Here is a 20,934-nt window from a genome sequence, read left to right on the forward strand (position 1 = left end):
CCCAGCGCGCTATTCTCCAGCCAATGCAACAATACTGATAGGTCATATGGAACATAACCAAAGTATTATTTTTGTTCAATTCTTTTGCTTAATCGGTAGCAGTTGTGCCATTGCATGGGCAATATACGCAGGCGTGTTCCGCATTGCTCCTAGAGCCAGTTGGCGCTTCGCTCTAGCAAACACCCTCACAGTCGGAGGGGTGCTGCTCTACACGCAACGCAGCGAAGCCATTGACTATCTATACTGGTTTACTGCCGACATGACCATTTTATTGGGGTTTGCATTGGTGCGTTGGGGTTGCCAGCATTTATTTAAACGTCCGGTATCCTATCTGTTTGACCTGGTATTGTTAACCAGCTGCGCCTTGTTGATGTTATTGGTTCCGCCTTCTCTGGCGTATGCCGTTTATCTGGTGATTATTATGAGCATCACCGCGGCCACGTTGATCTCACTCACAGGCCTGGATAACGTCAAAACAGCTAAAAAACACATGCCTATGTTTTATGCCATTTTAATTAATGTGCCTTTTTTTATTATGGGCGCCCTGTTTCTCACCCGAGCTGTAGCACTGTTTCTTTACCCTGAAGATTTGGCCAGACTCTCTGCCGCCAATACACTTAACGCGCCAATAGTCATGTGGAGCTATATCATTTTATTGCTGCTCACTAACTTAGTGTTATACGGTAATGCCCTGACACGGCTGGTGTATAAAGTGGCTCGTTTAGTGAATAGAGATCAACTCACAGGGTTATGGAACCGACACGCCTTACTCGATAAATTAGATGAAGTGGATGCACTGTGGCAGCGTAGCGGATCAGCTTATAGCTTATTGGTGCTGGACCTGGATCACTTTAAAAAGGTCAATGACACTTATGGCCATATTGCAGGGGATGCCGTATTAAAACATACCGCGACGTTATTGCAGCAATCACTACGCAAAGTCGATTTTATTTGCCGCTACGGAGGTGAAGAGTTTTTGATTATTCTGCCATCAACCAATGCTGATGAGGCCAACATTGTTGCCAAGAAAATTCAGTCTAAAATCAATAGCACATCTGTACAGTGGCAACAGCAAGAGATTAATCTCACCTTAAGCATTGGTTATGCGACCAGCAAAACCCACATCAATGTAGAGCAGTTATTACAATTAGCCGATGAGGCGATGTACCTTGCTAAAAATACCGGCCGCAACACTATTTGCACCAAAGAGTTGAAAATATCGTCTCAATAAATAGGCTATAGCCGATAGAATATTTGCTGATATTGCAGGTCAAGCTAGCTTTTCGTTGGCCAAGCTAAGCTATCGGGTTGTTGCCATTGCTCGGCGACTATCGTCATAAATAGTGTATCGACAAACCACTCGCCTTGAGTCGGTAATTGCTGGAAGGCATATTGCTGGCCTAAATAGTTAAAATACAAACTATATGCGTGCAAGTAACAACGATCGCTCGCATCTTTACCGTAAAGTGTGTCACCTAAAATAGGCACGCCAATGCTGGCTAATGCCACTCGTAGCTGATGAGTCTTACCGCTTAATGGCTTTAATAGATATGCGCGCTTCCCTTCACTAATACCCATGCAAAAAAACTGCGTCATGGCGGGGTTTTCTGTCGTTCGCAGTAATTTGTACATACTGCGGCGAGATTTTGCCATGTCGCCGACAATCCAACCTTGCTTTTTTTTAGGTTTACCTAATGCAATGGCTAAATAGTATTTTTGCACTTGATGGGCTGTGAACATTTGTGTAAATACATTGGCGGCTTGTGGCGAACGAGCCACGATTAACAACCCTGAGGTGGGAGTATCTAAACGATGAACCGGATACAACTTATAGCCTAAATCGGCTTCAGCTTGCGCAATAACGCCTGCATTACCATCTTGACTATGAAAGTGAACATGAGGCGCTTTATTGATGACAATAAAGTCAGGTTGCTCGCTCAGCAATTGATACATTGATGAATCCAACTCGATAATACCCGCAGCTAAACCTTGGGTTATTTAAAATGAATATTTACTAACAATCCAGGATTATTGTCATCTAATGAAATAGTGGCTTTATGGCGCGATAAAATCGCTTTTACCATCGACAAACCTAAACCCGTGCCCTTGTAATGACGGCTCGGATCAAGACGAACTAAACGGTCGAATACCCGCTCTTTATCTTCATCCAAAATGCCAGGACCATTATCACTAATCTGAATATGCTTGCCACGCTGTTTAATGCAAATTGCAGCACCAACCGGTGAATACTTAATCGCATTGTCGACTAAATTAAATAGCGCTTGGAATAATAGGTATTTATCACCATTAATGTGCACATCGTTTTCCAGCGAAATCTCTAATATTTGATCGCGCGATTCGGCGATGGCATCAGCCATTTCAAATAAATCTTGGCAAATCTGTTGTAAACTCACTGGCTGTAAATCAAGCGTTTGCTGACCTTCTTCGATTCGAGTTAATGATAACATCGCATCAAACGTGCCTAAACAATGATCTAGCTCTTCAAGTAACTCTGCTGTCGCATCTGCTAATTGGTGAGTGGGTTTATCAGCAAGTTGCTCAATCCCAATACGTAAATGCGATAACGGCGTACGTAAGTCATGGGCAATATTATCAGTGACACCACGCACGGCGCGTAGGTTTTGCTCCAAGGTATCGAGCACGAGGTTAAATTGCCGCGCTAACATGTCAAACTCATCTTGGCTGTCACTGACAGGTAAACGGGTTTCGTAATGTCCGGCTTCAATTTGTTCACTTAAACGGTTGTATTCGACCAGTCGTCTAAGAATGGCTTTTGAGAAAATATAACCCAACGCCAACGTTAAACCTAAGGTAAAGGCTACGGCCCAAAAAGCAGCATTGATAAACTTTTCAATGAGGGTTGCGAGGTGATCGGTTCGCGTAGCAATTAGCACGGGACCGTAACGTGTAATCACTAATCCACCCGTTAAGATGTGCAGCTTATCTGGGCCACCGGTAAAGATAGGAAAGTCTTTGGTTTCAGGTAACTGCGGCATGTTTTCAGGTAAAAAGGTCAATGCCCCGACCATATCAACACTGTTACGCCAGGCGATAAGCGCCGTTTTAGGATCGGCGGCGCGGATCTGTGCGGCAAAACTGCGGCGATTAACCGTTAATGCTAGCTGCTGATAGCGCTGCATTTCTGCCGCAAGATGCTTATCAACCTGGTTTTGCTGCTCTATCACTAATTGTCGATACAGGCTTAATACCAACATCACAATTAAGATGGTCACTAACGTCGAGAAAATAAGCGTGATGCGCCACGCACTACTTTGATATGGCTTAATGGCCTTTGCAGAGGCGATAACCCGCACCCCTTACTGTTTCAATTAATTCACCGTGCCCAAGTTCTTCAAACTTACGACGCAGTTTTGCAATATGCACATCGATAACATTGGTGCGAGGGTCAAAATGATAATCCCATACCGCTTCAAATAGCAGGGTACGGCTAATCACTTGATTAGGGTGTTCCATTAAATACTTGAGTAACTGAAACTCTTTTGGTTGCAGCATTAACTCACTGTCATCAAGTGTCACTTTACGCGTCAGCAGCTCCATTTTCAGGCCGCCAACTTCAATATCTGTTGCGGCTGGCTCTACAACATTACGTTGTACCAGCTTTTCTGCACGCACCAATAACTCTGCAAATGCGAACGGTTTGGTCATGTAGTCGTCGCCACCCGCACGTAAGCCTTTAACACGCTCATCGACATGGCTGAGTGCTGACAAGATTAATACTGGCGTTTTATTACCGCTGGTACGCAATGCCGACAATAAGGTTAAGCCGTCTAGCTTAGGTAGCATGCGGTCTAAAATGAGTAAGTCATATTGATTGTGCTTGGCTAATGTTAAGCCTTCTTGACCATCTGTTGCACTGTCTACCTGATACTTCTGTGCAGTAAATCCGTCAGCCACATATTTTAAAGTAGTGGCGTCATCTTCAACCAATAAAATGCGCTTAGTCATAGAGTCTTTAATCCCATTTGAGCAGTGGAAGTGGACGTAAGGTTTCAATGTCGAAAGCAATGGTATTCTTACTATCTTGATTGAGGAGTTTTAGTTCGAGATAACTAATGGATAAATCGTGGTCCAATTCCGCTTGCGTTAAATATCCTTGTTGATCTTCAATCGCTAAAGCGACCAGTGCAGAAAATGTCATGTGCTTGGCTTGGAGCATTTTTGCCGCGCTCACAGAGCCGACATCATCAGAGCTATACACTGATGATTTTTCATTTAGCAGCACACCATCTAAAGCTCGGTACTGATATTTACTCATTTTACGTGTTTCTACGTTAACCATAGAAATTTTGTAAACGAGTAACCCTTCTTCCACATCAACATCAAAGTCACAAATTGTGCCTTTGTCTTGTTGTTCTAATTGCTCCATGACCACAATTGGCTTTAAAAACTCGCCATTGATCAACAAAGTATGCATAGATGGAGTAGCCATCACGGCACAAGGAAGAAAGCATATTGCTAATAGCAACCGAACCATCACTAGCCTCTATATTAATGAAAATTTTATTACCGCACTACTCTACCTAACCGCGGCCAAAGTCCCAAGAAATCTAAGATTAATAATTGATCATAAATACCGTAAAACAGGGCGTTATCGCCAAAGGTTAACTTGAAGATGGGGCGTTTAAGATATGAATTTGCTCGGACTTTAAAGCGATGGTTGTTTGTATACCGGCTTGCAAACCGAGCTTATCAACCAAATGCGTTGGCACATCAGCATTAAATACCGAACCGATACCAATCACCGACGCAATCACCCGCGACGACTCGCCCATCACTAATACCGACTCAATTAATACATCGAGCTTATTAATGCTTTTGCATAAACGGCCACTGCTAATGGCATTAAAACGGATACCTTGATTGGGAATAACCCAACGAATGGCTTGGCCATTGACGAGCGCAGGAGCGCTGTCACTAACAATTAATTCATCACCCAGCTTAAACCACGTCATATTGCGTTCAATGTCTTGCTCAACGACTTGGCCATCAAAAATATTACGTAAGCCCATTTGCCTTGCCACGGCCTCATCATGTGGATGAGACAATACCTCAAATGGTTTGCCTTGTTGCAACATTTTACCTTGGCTTATCAGCATCATTTTATCGGCTAATAATAAGGCCTCATGAATATCGTGCGTGACCATAACCACTGGGATTGACAGCTGTTGCTTTAATCTTGCAAGTTCAATGTATAAGCGCTCACGCGTTTCACGGTCTACCGCTGAAAAGGGTTCATCAAGCAATAATATTGAAGGCTCACGAGCTAAGGCACGCGCTAACGCGACACGTTGACGCTGACCACCTGAAAGCTGTGCAGGCAACCTATCTGGCAAGCCATGAAGGTTAACCCGCTCTAACCAATCTAACGCACGCTGCTTGCGTAATGCCTTTGGCACATGGTCAAGCCCGGCTATCACATTATCTAATGCCGACAAATGCGGAAATAAACCAAAATGTTGCGGCATATAGCCAATATGACGTTGTTGTGGGGTTAACGAAAGCGACGTTTTAGCATCAAACCAAAGGGCGTCCCCGCATCGAATCTGACCATCTTTAGGTGTAGTTAACCCAGCTATCATTCTCAACAAGGTGGTTTTGCCACCACCTGACGGCCCTACCACTGCGAGCACCTCACCAGCTTTACAGGTGAAGTTTGCAGCTAATGGTATCGGTGATTCTTGGCTAATATGACACACTAAATCAGCGTTGCGAGGTACCATTATGCCCTCCTAAACGCCGTGACATACTGGTGGTTAATGCAAGTGCACTCACCGCAAACACCAGCAATACTAACGACATCATTCCCGCAGAATCAAAGTCAAACGCTTGCACGCTATCGTAAATGGCGATTGAGATCGTTTTGGTTTCACCGGCAATATTGCCACCGAGCATCAATACCACGCCAAATTCACCCAATACATGGGAGAAGCACAACACTAATGCGGTTAACACACCAGGCCATACCATGGGTAACTCAACTTTGATAAAAATCCGTAACCGGCTCATACCACAGCAGGCGGCGGCATCACGAATATCAATTGGAATGGTTTCATAAGCACGCTGTATCGGCTGCACAGCAAACGGGATATTGACTAAAATCGATGCGATAACAAGGCCGGAAAATTGAAACACTAACTGTTGACCAAAAATCTGTTCAACGTAGTGACCTATAACACTCTGGTTGCCCAGGCCCACCAGCAAATAATAACCAATTACAGTAGGAGGCAATACCAATGGCACCAGAATTAAGGCTTCTAGCCAAGACTTACCGCGAAATTGATAATAGGCCAAACCTCGGCCGACCAGTATGGCTAACGGGATCAAAAATAAAACGGTAAAGCAGCTTAACTTGACCGACAACCATAATGCTTGCCAATCCATTAGTCGTGCATCGCTGTAGCATTAGGTAAGTTAAATCCAAATTCACTTAAGATTTTCTGGGCTGGCGGGCTTTGCATATATTGATAAAACCGCTCTGTGGTTTCTGAGGCATTTGGCATTAACGCCATGCGTTGAGTCAGCGGTTGATATAAATCATCGGGGATCACCACATAATTAGCCATTTTGATAAATTGCGGCGCTAGTGCCAACGACAAAGGCACAATGCCTCCTTGAGTTGAACCGCTGATGGTAAATTGTGCCGCTTGTGAGGCATTTTCGCCAAGGATCAGTTTAGGTTGCACTGCATCCCACAAGCCTTTAGCTTTTAAGATTTCACGAGCGCGCTCACCATAAGGAGCATGATCAGGGTTGGCAATGGCAAAGCGAGTGAGTTTGCCATCAGTAATAAATTGCCCTAACCCGACTAAATCAGGATCAAGAATCAGCTCTGATTTTTTTGGTGCAGCAAGCGCTAAACGGCCAATCGCATAAATAACCCCTGCATCTTGGGTATAACCGGCTTTATGTAATTGTTCAATATAAAACTCATCGGCACTGAGCATCATTTCAAAGGGAGCGCCGTGTTGAATTTGAGTGACAAAATTGCCCGATGAGCCGTAACTGATGCGTACACTTAGACCTGTTTGTTGCTCAAATTGGCTAGCGATATCATCTAAGGCAAACTTAATGTTTGCCGCAGCGGCAATAGCGGGAGCCTCTGCCGCATGGGTAACTGATACAGGGAGAATAAGACTCAAACAACTTATCGCTAACGTTGCAACAACAGCACTTTGGCGTATTAAACGCGTTATAGATAACGTAAAGAAAGACATGTATAGCCGACCCTATGGTTGAGCGACACTATCATTTAAGTGCGATGGTTAAATTGTAATGACTGTTGCATTCGCTCGCAAAAAAGTGAGTTCAGCAGCGCACAACTGATGTTCACGACATCACTTTTGCCACATTTTAGCAGCCTGTTCATCACTGTCACGAGCTTCGACCCATTTGCTGCCCGCATCGTTGGCTTCAAGCTTCCAAAAAGGGGCCTTGGTCTTTAAAAAATCAATTAAAAATTCACATGCAGCAAACGCGGCTTTACGGTGAGCACTCGTGACACCGATAAACACAATTTGCTCACCCAACGCCATTGTACCAACGCGATGAATAATGGTGACTTTATTTAACGGCCAACGTTCACGAGCTTGCTGACAAATTTGTGCTAAAACCGACTCAGTCATGCCCGGATAATGCTCAAGCGTTAAGTCTGTGACCACACTGCCATCATTAAAATCGCGCACTTTGCCGATAAAATTTACCACAGCACCATCTTGGTTATCGTTAGCCAATAAGCAGTATTCATCTGCTACGTTAAAATCTTCAGTTTGCACACGTACCGTTGTTACTGCGTTCATACTCAACCTCCTGTTACAGGAGGGAAAAATGCGACTTCGTCACCTGCTTTCACGGGTGCATCCCATTGACTAATTGTTTGGTTAACCGCAACTAACAGTTTGTCTGATGCGAGCACTTTAGCCCATTTGTCGTCGGTGGCAGCCAATGCGGCGCGAAGCTGTTCTGCGGTATGGATATTGGCGCTACTGTGCTCCACTTTCGCAGTACCGAGTAACTCACGGATTTGCGCAAAAAATAATACTTGGATCATAGTGGTCTCTCAATGCATTTAATCGATAATAAATAACTTACACTAGCGACTAGGCTGTAAAGTGGCCAGATTTTCCGCCGCGTTTTTCAAGTAGCCTCACCTGCGAAATAATCATGTCTTTTTGCACCGCTTTACACATATCGTAAATGGTTAATGCCGCCACAGATGCCGCCGTTAGCGCTTCCATTTCAACACCGGTTTTACCAGACAGTTTACATAAACTCGTGATACGCACGCGGTTATGCTCAGGCTGAGCTTCAAGATCGACTTCTACCTTAGTGAGCATTAATGGATGACATAACGGAATAAGATCAGAGGTTTTTTTAGCCGCTTGAATACCGGCAATGCGAGCCGTCGCAAACACATCGCCTTTATGGTGGCTGCCACTCATAATCATTGCCAATGTATCTGGCGCCATATCGATAAACGCTTCAGCTCTAGCTTCACGTTCTGTGACTGCTTTTTCAGTCACATCGACCATGTGAGCATTGCCATCGGCATTAATGTGGGTAAAACGATTACTCATGATATGAATACCTTATCAAATAGAATTTGCAGGTTAGTGACGCACGTTAAACGAAGAAAGGTGGCGATTAACCACCGATAGAGGCAAGGTGCTTAGTGACACCAGTAATGCCCTGATGCAAAAAGTGAGTTTCTTTCTTTTGTGCTAACTGCCCATGTAAACGCGAAATTAACTCATCACGCGCAGAGGCATCTTGCAGCAAGTCACGTAAATCCACGCCATTTTCAGTAAATAGGCACAAGTGCAACTTACCTTTAGCTGACACTCTTAAGCGATTGCAGCTGGCACAAAAGTTTTTGGCGTACGGCATAATAAGACCAATACGGCCTTGATAATCACTGTGACTGAAGTTTTGCGCAGGACCATCATCAACACTGGGTAAATCGTATAACCAACCGTTTTGCTCAAGTTGCTTTTTAATGTCTACACCCGCTAAATGATGCGCATTGAAGTAGTCGTGACCTAAACCGGTTTCCATCAACTCAATAAAACGTAAATCAATAGGCGTGTTTTTAATCCACTGTAAAAAACGCGGTAAATCCTTATCGTTTAAGCCTTTAAGTAACACGGCGTTCACTTTTACTCGCTCAAAACCCGCCTCAAGTGCAGCGTCAATACCGCGCATAACTTGGTCGAATTTATTCTCGCCAGTAATTTGGTAAAACATTTTAGGATCTAAGCTATCAACCGACACATTGATACGGCGCAAACCAGCGTCATACCATTCTTTAGCATGTTGCTGTAAACGATAACCATTAGTCGTCATTGCCACTGTATTGACATTGGGAGTGTTAGCAACAATACGTACGATATCGGTAAAGTCTTTACGGAGGGTGGGCTCACCACCAGTGATGCGAATTTTTTGCGTACCCACAGCAGAAAAACCAGCAACGAGATTTTCAATTTCGTTGAGCGTTAAAAACGTAGGTTTACCATCAGGGCGATAGCCGTCAGGCAAGCAGTAAGTGCATTTAAAATTACACACATCAGTAACTGACATACGTAAATAATGAAAACGTCGACCAAAATTGTCTTGTAACTGGGACATGTTAACCTTTCCAAGTGTGGGAGGTAAGTGCATTTCTTTACTCACCCCGGTGGCAAAATTACCACGGCTAAATGCCCATATCATTGACGTAGGGCAAAAAGCTCGGAGAACCGTCAGGCTTAATTATAGGCCTATTTATGGTTTTACAAATACCCCTTTAGGCGAATATCTTATTCGAAATGCTTACATCGTTTACTATTTGTGACTCGACTCACGTAGATAAGATTGTGTTTGCTACTGTGACAAAAGTGAATTTTGCGGTAAGGTGAGTAAAAGGATAAACGATCGTTTAACTATCGTTATAGAAAAACAATAAACCCGCGATGAACGGGATACTTTGAAAGGTGAGAACATGGAACGCGAGTCAATGGAGTTCGACGTCGTAATTGTCGGTGCTGGCCCAGCAGGTTTAGCTACCGCTTGTCGTTTAATGCAAATATCAAAAGATGCCGAAAAAGAAATCACCGTTTGTGTGGTAGAAAAAGGCTCGGAAGTGGGCGCCCACATTTTATCGGGTGCAGTATTCCAACCAGACGTGTTAGATGAATTATTCAACGACTGGCGCGACTCAGATATTCCGCTAAACACCAAAGTCAGCCACGACGAGATTTACTTACTCAATTCAGACACTAAATCACGCTTAATGCCTAATAGCTTAGTGCCGAAAACCATGCATAACGAAGGTAACTACATTATTAGTGTAGGTAACCTCGCACGTTGGTTAGCGAACCGCGCAGAAGCCATGGGTGTTGAGATTTTCCCAGGTTTTGCTGCCAGTGAACTGCTGTTTAATGAAGACAACAGCGTTAAAGGTATTCTCATTGGCGATATGGGTGTCGGCGAAGACGGTCAACCTAAAGACAGCTATATGCCAGGCATGGAGTTGCATGCTAAATACACCGTATTCTCCGAAGGTTGCCGCGGCCACCTTGGTAAACAGCTTATTCAGAAATACCATTTAGACAATGGCAAAACCCCTCAGCATTACGGCTTAGGGTTTAAAGAAATTTGGAAAATCCCTGCCGAGCAGCATCAGCAAGGTAAAGTGGTCCATACTGGCGGCTGGCCATTAGTGAATGGCTCGTCTGGTGGCGGATTTTTATATCACATGGAAGACAACCAGGTCGCCGTGGGATTAATTATCGATTTAAGCTATAAAAATCCACATTTAAGCCCATTTGACGAGTTTCAGCGTTATAAAACGCATCCAGTGATTGCCCAAACGCTCACTGGTGGTGAACGCTTAACTTATGGTGCCAGAGCAATTGCTAAAGGTGGTTTAAACTCTCTGCCTAAAATGAGCTTCCCTGGTGGATTAATCATTGGTTGTAATGCTGGCACCCTGAACTTTGCTAAAATTAAAGGCACGCACACGGCAATTAAAAGCGGAATAATTGCTGCGACCACCCTAGGTGAAGGGTTAATTGCCGGCTTAGAGGGCGGTAAAGATCTAGATTGTTTCCAGCAGCGCTTCGAAGAAAGCTGGCTTCATGAAGAACTCTATCAATCACGTAATTTTGGCCCAGCTTTACATAAGTTTGGCACTATTGTCGGTGGCGCATTTAACTATATCGACCAAAACTGGTTTGGCGGTAAGTTCCCTGTAACGTTCCGCGACACAACGCCAGATTACGCTTCAATGGGTTTAGCGAGCGAATACAGCAAGATTGATTATCCAAAGCCAGATGGAAAACTCAGCTTTGATAAATTATCGTCGGTGTATTTGTCGAACACCTACCATGAAGAAGGCCAGCGTTGCCATTTACACTTAAAAGACCAAAGCATTCCCATCTCGGTAAACTTAGTCAAATTTGACGAGCCAGCACAGCGTTATTGCCCTGCGGGTGTTTATGAAGTCGTCGAAGATGCTGGCGAGAAAAAGTTTGTCATTAATGGTCAAAACTGTATTCACTGTAAAACCTGCGACATTAAAGATCCAAGCCAAAATATTACCTGGGTAACCCCTGAAGGCGGCGGCGGACCAAACTATCCAAACATGTAAACGATTTAGTTGATAACTCTTTGTTCGCCAATCGTTAATTATTTGGCTACTGTCAAAAAAACGCACCTAAAAATAGGTGCGTTTTTTTTATTTTTTCGACTATCATTAGCGTCATAACATCACAAAGACCTACACCATTCACGATTTTGTACTTTAGTAATAAATACAAAATAACCATCAATTTATTGCCATTGTGACCGATATAACCAAGAGAAACTTCTAGAGGCCGTTGTAGATGAATACATTTAACACCCTTACCATTAAGCAAAAAATCTTGCTCACGGTAGCATTTGCTGTGCTGCTATCAACCATGTTAGTTGGGTTGCTAAGTCAGCGAAGTGCGAAGCAAGTGGTTGAGCAACGCATGCTTGAATCAGAAATGCCGAGCTTAGTCATGCAAATACGTAATGAAATCGATCTCCAGATCAGTAGCTTAATTCATGCTGCCGAGCAGCTGGCTAACAGCCGCATGTTAGGCGCATGGCTTGAAGAAGGTCGTCCAGCAAGCCAAGAGGCGTTAGTTACCGCTCAGCTCAAAGACATGCAAAATCAATTCGATTTAGTGCAAGCCTCTTACGCAGACCGTGACACAGGTGCTTACTATACTCAGGATGGTTTTTTACGTATTTTAAACCAACAACAAGATGCATGGTTCTTTGATTACCGGGATAGTAAAAAAGAGCGAATGTTAAGCGTTTACACTGAAGCTACTGGTGAAGTAAAACTGTTTATTAGCCACCAGCAACCTAATGGCAGAGGCATGGTCAGCTTAGCCAAATCGCTAGCAGATATGGTAAATTTACTGTCGTCATTTAAAATTGAAGATACTGGTTTCGTGTACCTTATTGATGCCAGTGGTAAAGTTCAGTTGCATCAAGATACGCAAAAAGTTGGTAAGGCAACGTTAGCTAATTTATACCCTAACGCCAATACTAACGGCTTACTCAACAAGAATGATTTTAACCTCGTTAAAGCCAATGTTAACGGCGAAGACATGTTAATCGCCAGTAGCTACATTAAATCGATGGATTGGTATTTAGTTGCGCAAGTGCCTGAAGCTGAAGTGTTTGCCTTACTTGAAGAATCGGCTTATCAAATCCTGTTATGGACAGTGTTAATTGCTGGTGTATTCATTGCGATTGCCATTCTTGTTGCCGGTTCGGTTAGCCGCCCTATTGCTCAAGTTGCTGAAATGTTCAGAAACATTGGCGAAGGTGAAGGTGATTTACGCCAGCGCTTACCGGTAAATGGCGACGATGAGATAGCCCAATTGGCCCGTGGCTTCAATAGCTTTATTAGCAAAATCCAGGAAACCGTTATTGAGGTTTCTGAAACCAGCCAACAACTGGGTTTGTCGGCAATTGATGTATCAAATCAAGCACATCAAACACTTGACGACAGCCATTTACAAAAAGACCGCACCATGATGGTTGTTGCTGCCATTAATGAAATGGGCGCCACGGTCAATGAAATTGCCGCTAATGCAGCACAAGCAGCAGTAACCGCTCGCGATGCTGATACAGAATCTGTTGATGGTCAAAAAGTGGTGACTCGTGCACGTTCAACCATTAATCAGCTATCTAAAGATGTTGCCCAGGTTGGTGAAGTCATTGAGTCTCTAGCGACTCACACTAAATCGATTGGCAGTATTTTAGATGTTATCCGCGCAATTTCAGAACAAACCAACTTACTTGCATTGAACGCCGCGATTGAAGCGGCTCGCGCTGGTGAAGCTGGCCGAGGTTTTGCCGTAGTGGCTGACGAGGTTCGTAACCTTGCATCACGTACAGCAGCATCGACCAATGAAGTACAAACTATGATTGATAAGCTGCAATCAGAAGCAGGCCGCGCAGTAAGTGCTATGGCACAATCGAGCAGCCGTTCAAAAGAAGGTGTGACTGCGGTAGATGAAGCCAGCCAATCATTAAGCGGTATTAGCGAGCGGATTGCCCTTATCAGCGACATGAACATCCAAGTCGCGGCAGCAACAGAAGAGCAATCTACTGTGGTTGAAGACATTAACCGCAACGTGACTGAGATTAACGATATTACTCAACGTACTTCTGACACAGCGCAAGCGGCCGCAGAGGCAAGTAAAGCATTGAACAAACTCGCAAGCCGACTAGACGTCTTAGTGGCACGATTTAAGGTGTAATCTCACTTGAGTGTTTGCAACCAGCAAACACTCAATAGCTCGTAAATAAATAATGCCACTCATTGAGTGGCATTATTTTTATCATCTTGAGGTGCTATTTCAAAAACTTAATCGACAACGGATATTGGTAAGCAATGCCGTCACTGGCTTTGACTATCGCGATAATCGTACAAATAATATCTAATAATGCCAAGCCTGCTAGCAATAACACCCCAACGCCAACCAATATCAAAACAGCTGAAATCATCGCATAAATCATTAAACTCAATTTGAAGTTAAGACAATTTTTACCGCACTGATTGGCAAACTCAAACTCATCTCGTTTCATCAACCACACAATCAAAGGACCTAATACGCTACCAAATGGAAACACATAACCCGCAAAGCTTGCTGCATGGATCAATAACCCCATGTCTCTGGCTGGCTTAGTGACTTCGAACGAGGGATCAGACATCAGATATTCCTTATCATTTTATTATTATCAACATGGTGTGAGCAGCATACAAGCACTGCTTAATTAACTGGCTTTACCGTATAAGCGCATTGCCCAGTCTTCTATATTGTGTTGTTCAATTCTTCGTTGCAGTGATTCTACCCAGCTTTGAGCTAGGCCTTCACAATTAAGTAAAGTTTGATACTGCTCGGCATCAAACTCAGGCAAAAAGTAAATTTGCATTGCCTTGGCAATACTAATGTCCGTTTTACGCTCGATTAAGCAAATACTGTCACTGGGGCGAATAACCCCTTCTGACAACACTCGATAAAACCAACCACACATGCGGCTCTCTTGCATTGCTAGGGCAAATTTAGGGTGTTCAAACTGCAAGTTAAGTTTAAAACAAGGCGAACGCGGTTGAGTCACTTGCAAGGTCACATCACCAATTTGCACAATATCACCAATGTTAACGTGTGTTTCCTTTACACCCACAGTACTAATGTTTTCACCCATTAACGGTGCATCTTTAAAGCTCGACATTAAATCCCAGCGGCGATATTGGCCATAATGTTCACGGGGAAAATGATGTAATACTCGGTCTAAACCACCATGGTGCTTAGGATCGGCTTCACAATTACCGACGACGCGATCAAATAGCACAGTTAGTTGTGTTACGGAATGCTTTTGGTTAATACAGCTGGCTACCCCATTGTGCATCTGCACTTGGTCACCTAAATACAAACCCGAAATACGATTAACCCAATTTTTATTCATCCCGCTTATCCCTGCTGACATTTCAACGTACAGTCAATATACCCAATTTTCGGACAAAAAAAAGCCTTACTAGGGGATAGTAAGGCGATAAATAACAGGGAGAATGTATCGTTAAAAGTAAGGTGAGCGGTTAACTCAGCGTAATACGATACAAGTTAATCAGACATGAACATATTAAACGGGATTAATGACATAAAAATGACAATCCAAGTGATCATTAGTCCATTTATGCAAGATAGTTTTGCAATGCCTCACCTGGAATAGAGCTTTGCGTCGCAACCGCAAATGATGCCCATAATGCCCCTTCGTGCATCGCTTCAGTAATCGACATTTTTTGACATAACCCATGGATAACACCAGCAGCATAAGCATCACCCGCACCAGTGGTGTCGACCACATCAGCAAGAACCGCTGGAACATGTTGCTCTACTTCAGCGCTATAAACTATCGCGCCTTGATCGCCGTCTGTCACAATAAAATACTGTAATGCATTACCCGCGATGGTTTGAGCAAATTGCCATGGCGCTTGGTTACATCTGCCTTGCATATCGGTAATAGAAGCAATTAATACATGACAAGGTCGCTCGCGTTGGTCTTTAGCCAATTGCGCAACCACAATACAATCTGGATTATGGCTAATGGCATCTTGCGCCCATAGCTCTGCACCATTGGCGGAGGAGTTAATGTAAAATGCGTCCCATTGTTGCCAATCTGGCGCCGCGGGTAATTCAAATATCGGTCGTTGTGGTCGAATAATGGTACGTTCGCCATCGGGTGTCATGACGAGTAACATTTCGCAGGTATTGCCGCTAAAGCGATGCACCAGGCGACAATCTAAGCCAAGGGTACTCGCTTTCGCTAAAATCCAATCGCCAATATCATCACTGCCAACTTCGCTAACCAACGACACATTGTGCTTAGCCCACACCAAACCCAAACCTGTGTTGGCACCGCCGCCACCTAAACGCAAACCGCCATCTTGATAATGAAACCTGCCACCGGTTTGTAACGGCTTATCAAGCCGTAAAATACGGTCACAGTTTATATTTGCAAGTAACAAAATATTGGCCATAGCGATACCTAAAATAACTCCGAAAAAAGAGTATTCAGTATAACAAAATCGGCATAGATCACACTGCTATCGACATAATTACATGTCAGTCTCAGCCAACGGTTGACGTAACTGCGCACGCACATTGTCCATACCAGAATAAAACTCTTTCATCATCAATAGGCCCAGCATTTTGCCGTTGTCGGTAACAATCAATTCATCTGGATTAAGCGGATCATTTTTTAGTGCGCCCATGGCTTTCATTGATGCCATCTCTTTAAACAAAGCTGTATCTAAATTCACGTTAAAGGTATCGCGGAAATACTGACGCGATAATCGCCCCGAAAACATGCCTAATAAGAAGCGATATTGCATCACTTCTTTTAATTGATATTTTTTCTGTTGCTCAACGGCCATACGGCCCTGCGCGATGCGTTGTTGATATTTTTTAAGCGAAAATGTATTCACATATAAAGTGTCATTTAAAAAACTGAATGAGCCTGAACCCACACCGAGGTATTCATCATAATCAATTACGTATTCATCAAAACCTTCATTATCGGTTTTGCCAAATGCCCATGCTGATAGCTGGTTATACTGACCGGTTAAGCTGTTTAAAATCTGGCGATACTGATTAACCATTTCACCATGAGGAGCTGCTAACTGGCCTTTAACACTTTTACGAGTTTGGTGTGTAATCATTAACGGATAAGTGGTAATTTGGCGCGGGTCGAGCTTAGAGGCCATATCAAGATCTGACTGAATAATCTCGTCAGTTTGGCCTTTAAAACCAAAAATTAAATCGACGTTGATAATCGGAAATAACTCTTTGGCCGCCATAATACGGTCAAATGTTTCTTGGCCTGAACCAAACTTATCTAAACGATCGGTCATCTTTAAAATGCCGTCATCAAAGCTTTGTACCCCAATCGACATTCTGTCAACTAGGCCTTTAAGTTGTTTAAATTCAGGGCTGGCTAGGTGTTGCGGATCGGACTCACAAGACACTTCTTTAATGCCAGGAAACAGGTTCTTTGCATGCTCAATGGTACGAGCTAATTCGTCTTCTAATACCGTTGTAGTGCCGCCACCAATGTACATAGACTCAAATTCATAGCCTAAATCTTTTGCCATCTGCATTTCTTTGCGTAGCGCAATAAAGTACTCACGCGCTTTGTCTTCGCGGAATAAAAAACGGTGAAAAGTACAAAACGAACACAAGGTATGGCAAAACGGAATGTGAGCGTACAGCATGTACTTTTTGCCTTCCACCGGCTTAGGCATGCGGTCGGTCGAAATAGTGTCAAGGCGCAGGTTTTTGTCGACATAATATTGCATCACCCGCTCCATTGAACTGATCATCCAATTGGGCACGGTAATATTCGCTTGGTAAGGTTTAATCAACTCCTGGCTGGCTGATTGAATAATTGAAGACATAAAAAATCCTAATTGAATGAAGCCCTGAGAGCAAACCATTGATAAAAAAGCGCAACGCTAAATACGTATACTGTAAGCAGAGAGTAAAAATACCATCATAGAGACAGCTAAAACGTGAGTTAGCCAATAGATATGCAAACTAACATGGTTGGCGTCAATCAATTGTTAAGCAGATCATGTTTTAGACACTGCTGTTAAGGATTTTTTTCACGACGAGTAAAATGTTATAAATAACGGGGAGATACCTTGTTTTTCCGCCAGTGCTAGGCTTTAACTAGCGAAAATGAAATCATAAATAGACTTGGTTGATTAGGGTAAACCTTGTTGATTAATTGCTTCAGCTCATCCAATGGCAAGCTCTCTTGCGTTGCATGGAACTCAGTGATGTCACCAAATGCCAGCGGTTCCACAGCCAAAATCACGATGTCGCACACTTTTACATGAGTTTCTAATGTAAAGACCTCAACTATACTGCCTGGTTGATAATGGCTTTCACTGCTATCACGTATTGTAATCGTCTTTTGACCCGACTCGACTAATGGCGTCAAAAACTCAAAAAATGTTATTTTTGTCGGTACTGCAAACATATTAATCCCTTCATCAATAAGCGAACGCGATGTAAATGCGCATTATAACCTCGCGCATTCACCAGGACTTTGATCAAAGTAGCGTTTAAATTCACGGCTAAATTGCGCCGTACTTTCATAACCCACCTGGCTAGACACGTCTTTCACTTTCAGCTTTTGTAATTGCAGTAGCTCTCTGGCTTTATTTAAGCGAATTTTCTTCACATATTGAATCGGCGACGATGATGTCACCTCTTTAAAGCAGCGATGAAACGCGGAGGGACTCATATTCACTAAACCCGCTAATGTATCGACCTCGACCGAATCACCATAGTGTTTGTGAATATAACTGAGAGCTTTTTCCACTCTCGACAAGCGGGTATGGCTTAACGACAAAGCATACAGCGGCGCGGCATTTGGCGAATCCAATAGTCGATATAACAACTCGAGCACTAACGCCTCGCCCATCACTTTGGCCTCTAACGGCGACTGTAATGCCTGCAATAACCGAATCACACTGCAGTCCATGTCTTCAGTGCTGTCGGCAATAAAAAAGCCACTCTGGCGCGACTCATTTAAGTCTTTTGGAATTTGATGATGCTCATCCATTAACCTGATGATGTAATTTAGCTGCACTAAGTTAATATCAACCATTAACACTAATACAGGCTCTTCAATGCTAGCAAAGGTTTCGCATTCTACCGGGAGCGGTACGGTCATCACTAATGAATGCTGACGATCATAATCAAAGCTTTGGTCCTCTATATACACACGCTTTTTGCCCTGACCCACAATCAACACTCCCTGGGAATAGCATAATGGCCCTCGAGAAGCATACTGAGAGCCACGAAACATACGTACCCCAGCCAAATGAGTATTATTAACCCCTTCTTTTGGTGCAAGCTGTGCCATTAATGTTGCTATCTCATTCATACCTTCCCCCTTAAAAAACCATTGCATCGATACTACCAAAAAAGCAGTAAAAGGTATTAAAATAATCAATAAACAGTCATAAAATAACAATATAGGTAGAAATAGGCATGAACACGATAGTTCTGTGTATGTTTATTTTGACGAAAAGGATTATCATAACCACATGATTTATTGTTGCTGTTGTGTATCAAAAATCGGTATACACAATAAGCCACTTATTTGTTTCACCGTTAAACCAAAAGGCCCCCATTATGCTTAATTTTGATTATCGTAACCCTACTCATGTTGTTTTCGGTAAAGACCGTATCGCAGAGTTAGACCAACTGGTCCCAGCAAATGCTCGAGTATTAATCACTTACGGTGGCGGCAGCGTACAACGTTTCGGCACACTAGATAAAGTTAAAGCAGCATTAGGTAACCGCACAGTATTTGAATTTGGCGGTATTGAAGCTAACCCTAAGTACGACACACTCGTGAAAGCCGTTGAAGTTGCTCGTAAAGAAAACATCGACTTTTTACTCGCTGTTGGTGGTGGTTCAGTGATGGACGGCACTAAGTTTATTGCCCTGGCAACTCAGTTTGATGGCGATACCACGACATTGCTGCATCACGGCTTCACGCCTGTTCCAGTCGCAAATGATAAGGTTATTCCTCTTGGTGTTATTGCTACCCTGCCAGCTACGGGTTCAGAAATGAATGCCTTTGCTGTCGTCAGTTATCAAGGTGGTAAGTTCCCCGTAAACCACCCATGTGCTTACCCAACATTTGCGATGCTTGATCCTGAACTCACCTTCAGCTTACCAAAAATTCAAGTCGCAAACGGCGTTGTTGATGCGTTTGTACATGTGCTTGAGCAATATGCGACTTACCCAGTTGATGCCCGCGTACAAGACCGCATGGCAGAAGGTATTTTACGTACCCTCATTGAAATTGGTCCAATCACAGTTGAAGAGCCAACAAACTATGATGCTCGTGCAAACTTAATGTGGAGTGCGACATCTGCCCTAAACGGTATGATAGGCACAGGCGTTCCATTAGATTGGTCTACTCACATGATTGGCCATGAGTTAACCGCACTTTTCCATATAGACCATGCACAAACGCTAGCGGTAGTATTGCCATCACTATGGCGTGTGTTGAAAGAACAAAAACACGCTAAGTTAGTGCAATATGCAGCACGCGTTTGGGATATTACTGAAGGTGATGAAGTTAGCCGAGTAGAGCAAGCCATCGACAAAACTGAGGCCTTCTTCAAACAAGTCGGTTTACCAGTGCGTTTACGCGATCATGGTGTCACTCAAGAGCAACTCTCGCTAGTCGTCGATGCATTAGAAGCACACGGCATGACAGCACTGTCTGAAAGCGGCAAAGTCGATTTGGCCACCAGCCGTAAGATTTTAGACATGGCGTGGTAATGAGCTTGTAATCGAAGCAACATTTGGTTGCTTCGACTTAACCTCAACTAAAAAGGGCTTAACAATGACATACATTGTTAAGCCCTTTTTGATTGACCTGTCTTTCTACGCTAATGCGGCGTCACATTTGAAAATAAATTCATTATCACCACACCAATCAGAATAAAGCCCATGCCTACCAGCGCACCTAAATCCAACTTTTGACCGTACATCACCCAAGCTATTAAGGTAATAAGCACAATCCCAAGGCCTGCCCAAGTCGCATAAGCAATACCGACAGGGATCCCTTTTAATGCCAAAGAGAGAAAGTAAAAAGACAACACATAGCCAACAACAACGATGATTGAAGGTGCGATTTTAGTAAATCCATCACTGGCTTTAAGCGCTGAAGTGGCTAACACTTCCGTTAAAATAGCCACACTTAACAATATCCAACTTTTCATTTTTACTTTCTACGCAGACAAAACAGCTGCGAAGTATAAAGGCTAAGTAATAAAAAAAC

Annotated in this window: 22 protein-coding genes and 1 riboswitch; of the genes, 4 read left to right on the forward strand and 18 right to left on the reverse strand. The window is 43.4% G+C overall.

Annotation, left to right across the window (positions count from 1 at the left end; all coding sequences use genetic code 11):
- The first annotated feature begins 46 nt into the window (after positions 1-46).
- Positions 47-1,231 carry a diguanylate cyclase gene (locus ACROAE_RS17185; protein WP_432404052.1) on the forward strand — a complete coding sequence of 395 codons (1,185 nt, stop codon included), beginning with the start codon at positions 47-49 and terminating at the stop codon, positions 1,229-1,231.
- Between the two features lie 44 nt (positions 1,232-1,275).
- On the opposite strand, the gene ACROAE_RS17190 is transcribed toward ACROAE_RS17185, so the two are convergent.
- The 11 genes from ACROAE_RS17190 to moaA form a co-directional block, all read right to left on the reverse strand.
- Entirely contained in the window at positions 1,276-1,953 is a 678-nt protein-coding gene (locus tag ACROAE_RS17190) for a TIGR01621 family pseudouridine synthase (RefSeq protein ID WP_432404058.1), read from the reverse strand.
- A gap of 41 nt (positions 1,954-1,994) precedes the next feature.
- Positions 1,995-3,236, reverse strand: a complete 1,242-nt coding sequence (locus tag ACROAE_RS17195) for a sensor histidine kinase (RefSeq protein ID WP_432404228.1) — start codon at positions 3,234-3,236, stop codon at positions 1,995-1,997.
- Between the two features lie 67 nt (positions 3,237-3,303).
- The gene (locus tag ACROAE_RS17200; protein WP_188958739.1) at positions 3,304-3,987 is read right to left on the reverse strand and encodes a response regulator transcription factor; all 684 of its coding nucleotides are present in this window, start codon (positions 3,985-3,987) and stop codon (positions 3,304-3,306) included.
- A 7-nt stretch (positions 3,988-3,994) separates the two neighbouring features.
- The gene (locus tag ACROAE_RS17205; RefSeq protein WP_432404062.1) at positions 3,995-4,456 is read right to left on the reverse strand and encodes a hypothetical protein; all 462 of its coding nucleotides are present in this window, start codon (positions 4,454-4,456) and stop codon (positions 3,995-3,997) included.
- 187 nt (positions 4,457-4,643) lie between these two features.
- Positions 4,644-5,762, reverse strand: a complete 1,119-nt coding sequence (locus ACROAE_RS17210; protein ID WP_432404067.1) for an ABC transporter ATP-binding protein — start codon at positions 5,760-5,762, stop codon at positions 4,644-4,646.
- Positions 5,743-6,423, reverse strand: a complete 681-nt coding sequence (gene modB, locus ACROAE_RS17215; protein WP_432404072.1) for a molybdate ABC transporter permease subunit — start codon at positions 6,421-6,423, stop codon at positions 5,743-5,745. The genes ACROAE_RS17210 and modB overlap by 20 nt, the downstream gene beginning before the upstream one ends.
- A complete protein-coding gene (modA, locus tag ACROAE_RS17220) occupies positions 6,423-7,256 on the reverse strand; it encodes a molybdate ABC transporter substrate-binding protein (protein WP_432404079.1) in 834 nt (277 codons plus the stop codon). Before modA ends, modB begins: the two co-directional genes overlap by 1 nt.
- Positions 7,257-7,376: 120 nt before the next feature.
- Entirely contained in the window at positions 7,377-7,838 is a 462-nt protein-coding gene (gene moaE / locus ACROAE_RS17225) for a molybdopterin synthase catalytic subunit MoaE (protein WP_432404081.1), read from the reverse strand.
- A gap of 2 nt (positions 7,839-7,840) precedes the next feature.
- The gene (gene moaD, locus ACROAE_RS17230; protein ID WP_432404084.1) at positions 7,841-8,089 is read right to left on the reverse strand and encodes a molybdopterin synthase sulfur carrier subunit; all 249 of its coding nucleotides are present in this window, start codon (positions 8,087-8,089) and stop codon (positions 7,841-7,843) included.
- Positions 8,090-8,138: 49 nt separating this feature from the next.
- A complete protein-coding gene (moaC, locus tag ACROAE_RS17235; protein WP_432404232.1) occupies positions 8,139-8,570 on the reverse strand; it encodes a cyclic pyranopterin monophosphate synthase MoaC in 432 nt (143 codons plus the stop codon).
- Positions 8,571-8,682: 112 nt separating this feature from the next.
- Complete coding sequence (gene moaA, locus ACROAE_RS17240; protein WP_432404087.1) at positions 8,683-9,663, reverse strand: GTP 3',8-cyclase MoaA; 981 nt, start codon at positions 9,661-9,663, stop codon at positions 8,683-8,685.
- Positions 9,651-9,783, reverse strand: a riboswitch (molybdenum cofactor riboswitch). (Overlaps the previous gene by 13 nt.)
- Positions 9,784-10,015: 232 nt before the next feature.
- Between moaA and ACROAE_RS17245 the strand changes: the two genes are divergently transcribed.
- The gene (locus ACROAE_RS17245) at positions 10,016-11,665 is read left to right on the forward strand and encodes an electron transfer flavoprotein-ubiquinone oxidoreductase (RefSeq protein WP_432404090.1); all 1,650 of its coding nucleotides are present in this window, start codon (positions 10,016-10,018) and stop codon (positions 11,663-11,665) included.
- Between the two features lie 235 nt (positions 11,666-11,900).
- The gene (locus ACROAE_RS17250) at positions 11,901-13,820 is read left to right on the forward strand and encodes a methyl-accepting chemotaxis protein (RefSeq protein ID WP_432404093.1); all 1,920 of its coding nucleotides are present in this window, start codon (positions 11,901-11,903) and stop codon (positions 13,818-13,820) included.
- Positions 13,821-13,914: 94 nt separating this feature from the next.
- On the opposite strand, the gene ACROAE_RS17255 is transcribed toward ACROAE_RS17250, so the two are convergent.
- The 6 genes from ACROAE_RS17255 to ACROAE_RS17280 all read right to left on the reverse strand — a co-directional run bounded on the left by ACROAE_RS17255 (position 13,915) and on the right by ACROAE_RS17280 (position 19,017).
- Positions 13,915-14,274 carry a DUF4870 domain-containing protein gene (locus ACROAE_RS17255; protein ID WP_432404096.1) on the reverse strand — a complete coding sequence of 120 codons (360 nt, stop codon included), beginning with the start codon at positions 14,272-14,274 and terminating at the stop codon, positions 13,915-13,917.
- A 63-nt stretch (positions 14,275-14,337) separates the two neighbouring features.
- The gene (locus ACROAE_RS17260; protein WP_432404099.1) at positions 14,338-15,030 is read right to left on the reverse strand and encodes an MOSC domain-containing protein; all 693 of its coding nucleotides are present in this window, start codon (positions 15,028-15,030) and stop codon (positions 14,338-14,340) included.
- A gap of 226 nt (positions 15,031-15,256) precedes the next feature.
- Positions 15,257-16,102, reverse strand: coding sequence for a PfkB family carbohydrate kinase (locus tag ACROAE_RS17265; protein WP_432404101.1), 846 nt, complete (start codon positions 16,100-16,102; stop codon positions 15,257-15,259).
- Between the two features lie 78 nt (positions 16,103-16,180).
- A complete protein-coding gene (locus tag ACROAE_RS17270) occupies positions 16,181-17,518 on the reverse strand; it encodes a coproporphyrinogen III oxidase family protein (protein WP_188958710.1) in 1,338 nt (445 codons plus the stop codon).
- A 263-nt stretch (positions 17,519-17,781) separates the two neighbouring features.
- Positions 17,782-18,105, reverse strand: coding sequence for a N(4)-acetylcytidine aminohydrolase (yqfB, locus tag ACROAE_RS17275; RefSeq protein ID WP_432404104.1), 324 nt, complete (start codon positions 18,103-18,105; stop codon positions 17,782-17,784).
- Positions 18,106-18,147: 42 nt separating this feature from the next.
- Positions 18,148-19,017 carry an AraC family transcriptional regulator gene (locus ACROAE_RS17280; RefSeq protein WP_432404107.1) on the reverse strand — a complete coding sequence of 290 codons (870 nt, stop codon included), beginning with the start codon at positions 19,015-19,017 and terminating at the stop codon, positions 18,148-18,150.
- 251 nt (positions 19,018-19,268) lie between these two features.
- On the opposite strand from ACROAE_RS17280, the gene ACROAE_RS17285 reads away from it, so the two are divergent.
- Entirely contained in the window at positions 19,269-20,432 is a 1,164-nt protein-coding gene (locus ACROAE_RS17285) for an iron-containing alcohol dehydrogenase (RefSeq protein WP_432404110.1), read from the forward strand.
- A gap of 110 nt (positions 20,433-20,542) precedes the next feature.
- Here the strand turns inward: ACROAE_RS17285 and ACROAE_RS17290 are convergent, their stop codons facing one another.
- Entirely contained in the window at positions 20,543-20,875 is a 333-nt protein-coding gene (locus ACROAE_RS17290; protein ID WP_432404113.1) for a DMT family transporter, read from the reverse strand.
- Positions 20,876-20,934 lie beyond the last annotated feature (59 nt).

This window comes from Shewanella sp. MF05960 (assembly GCF_050849305.1).
Classification (GTDB): Bacteria; Pseudomonadota; Gammaproteobacteria; order Enterobacterales; family Shewanellaceae; genus Shewanella.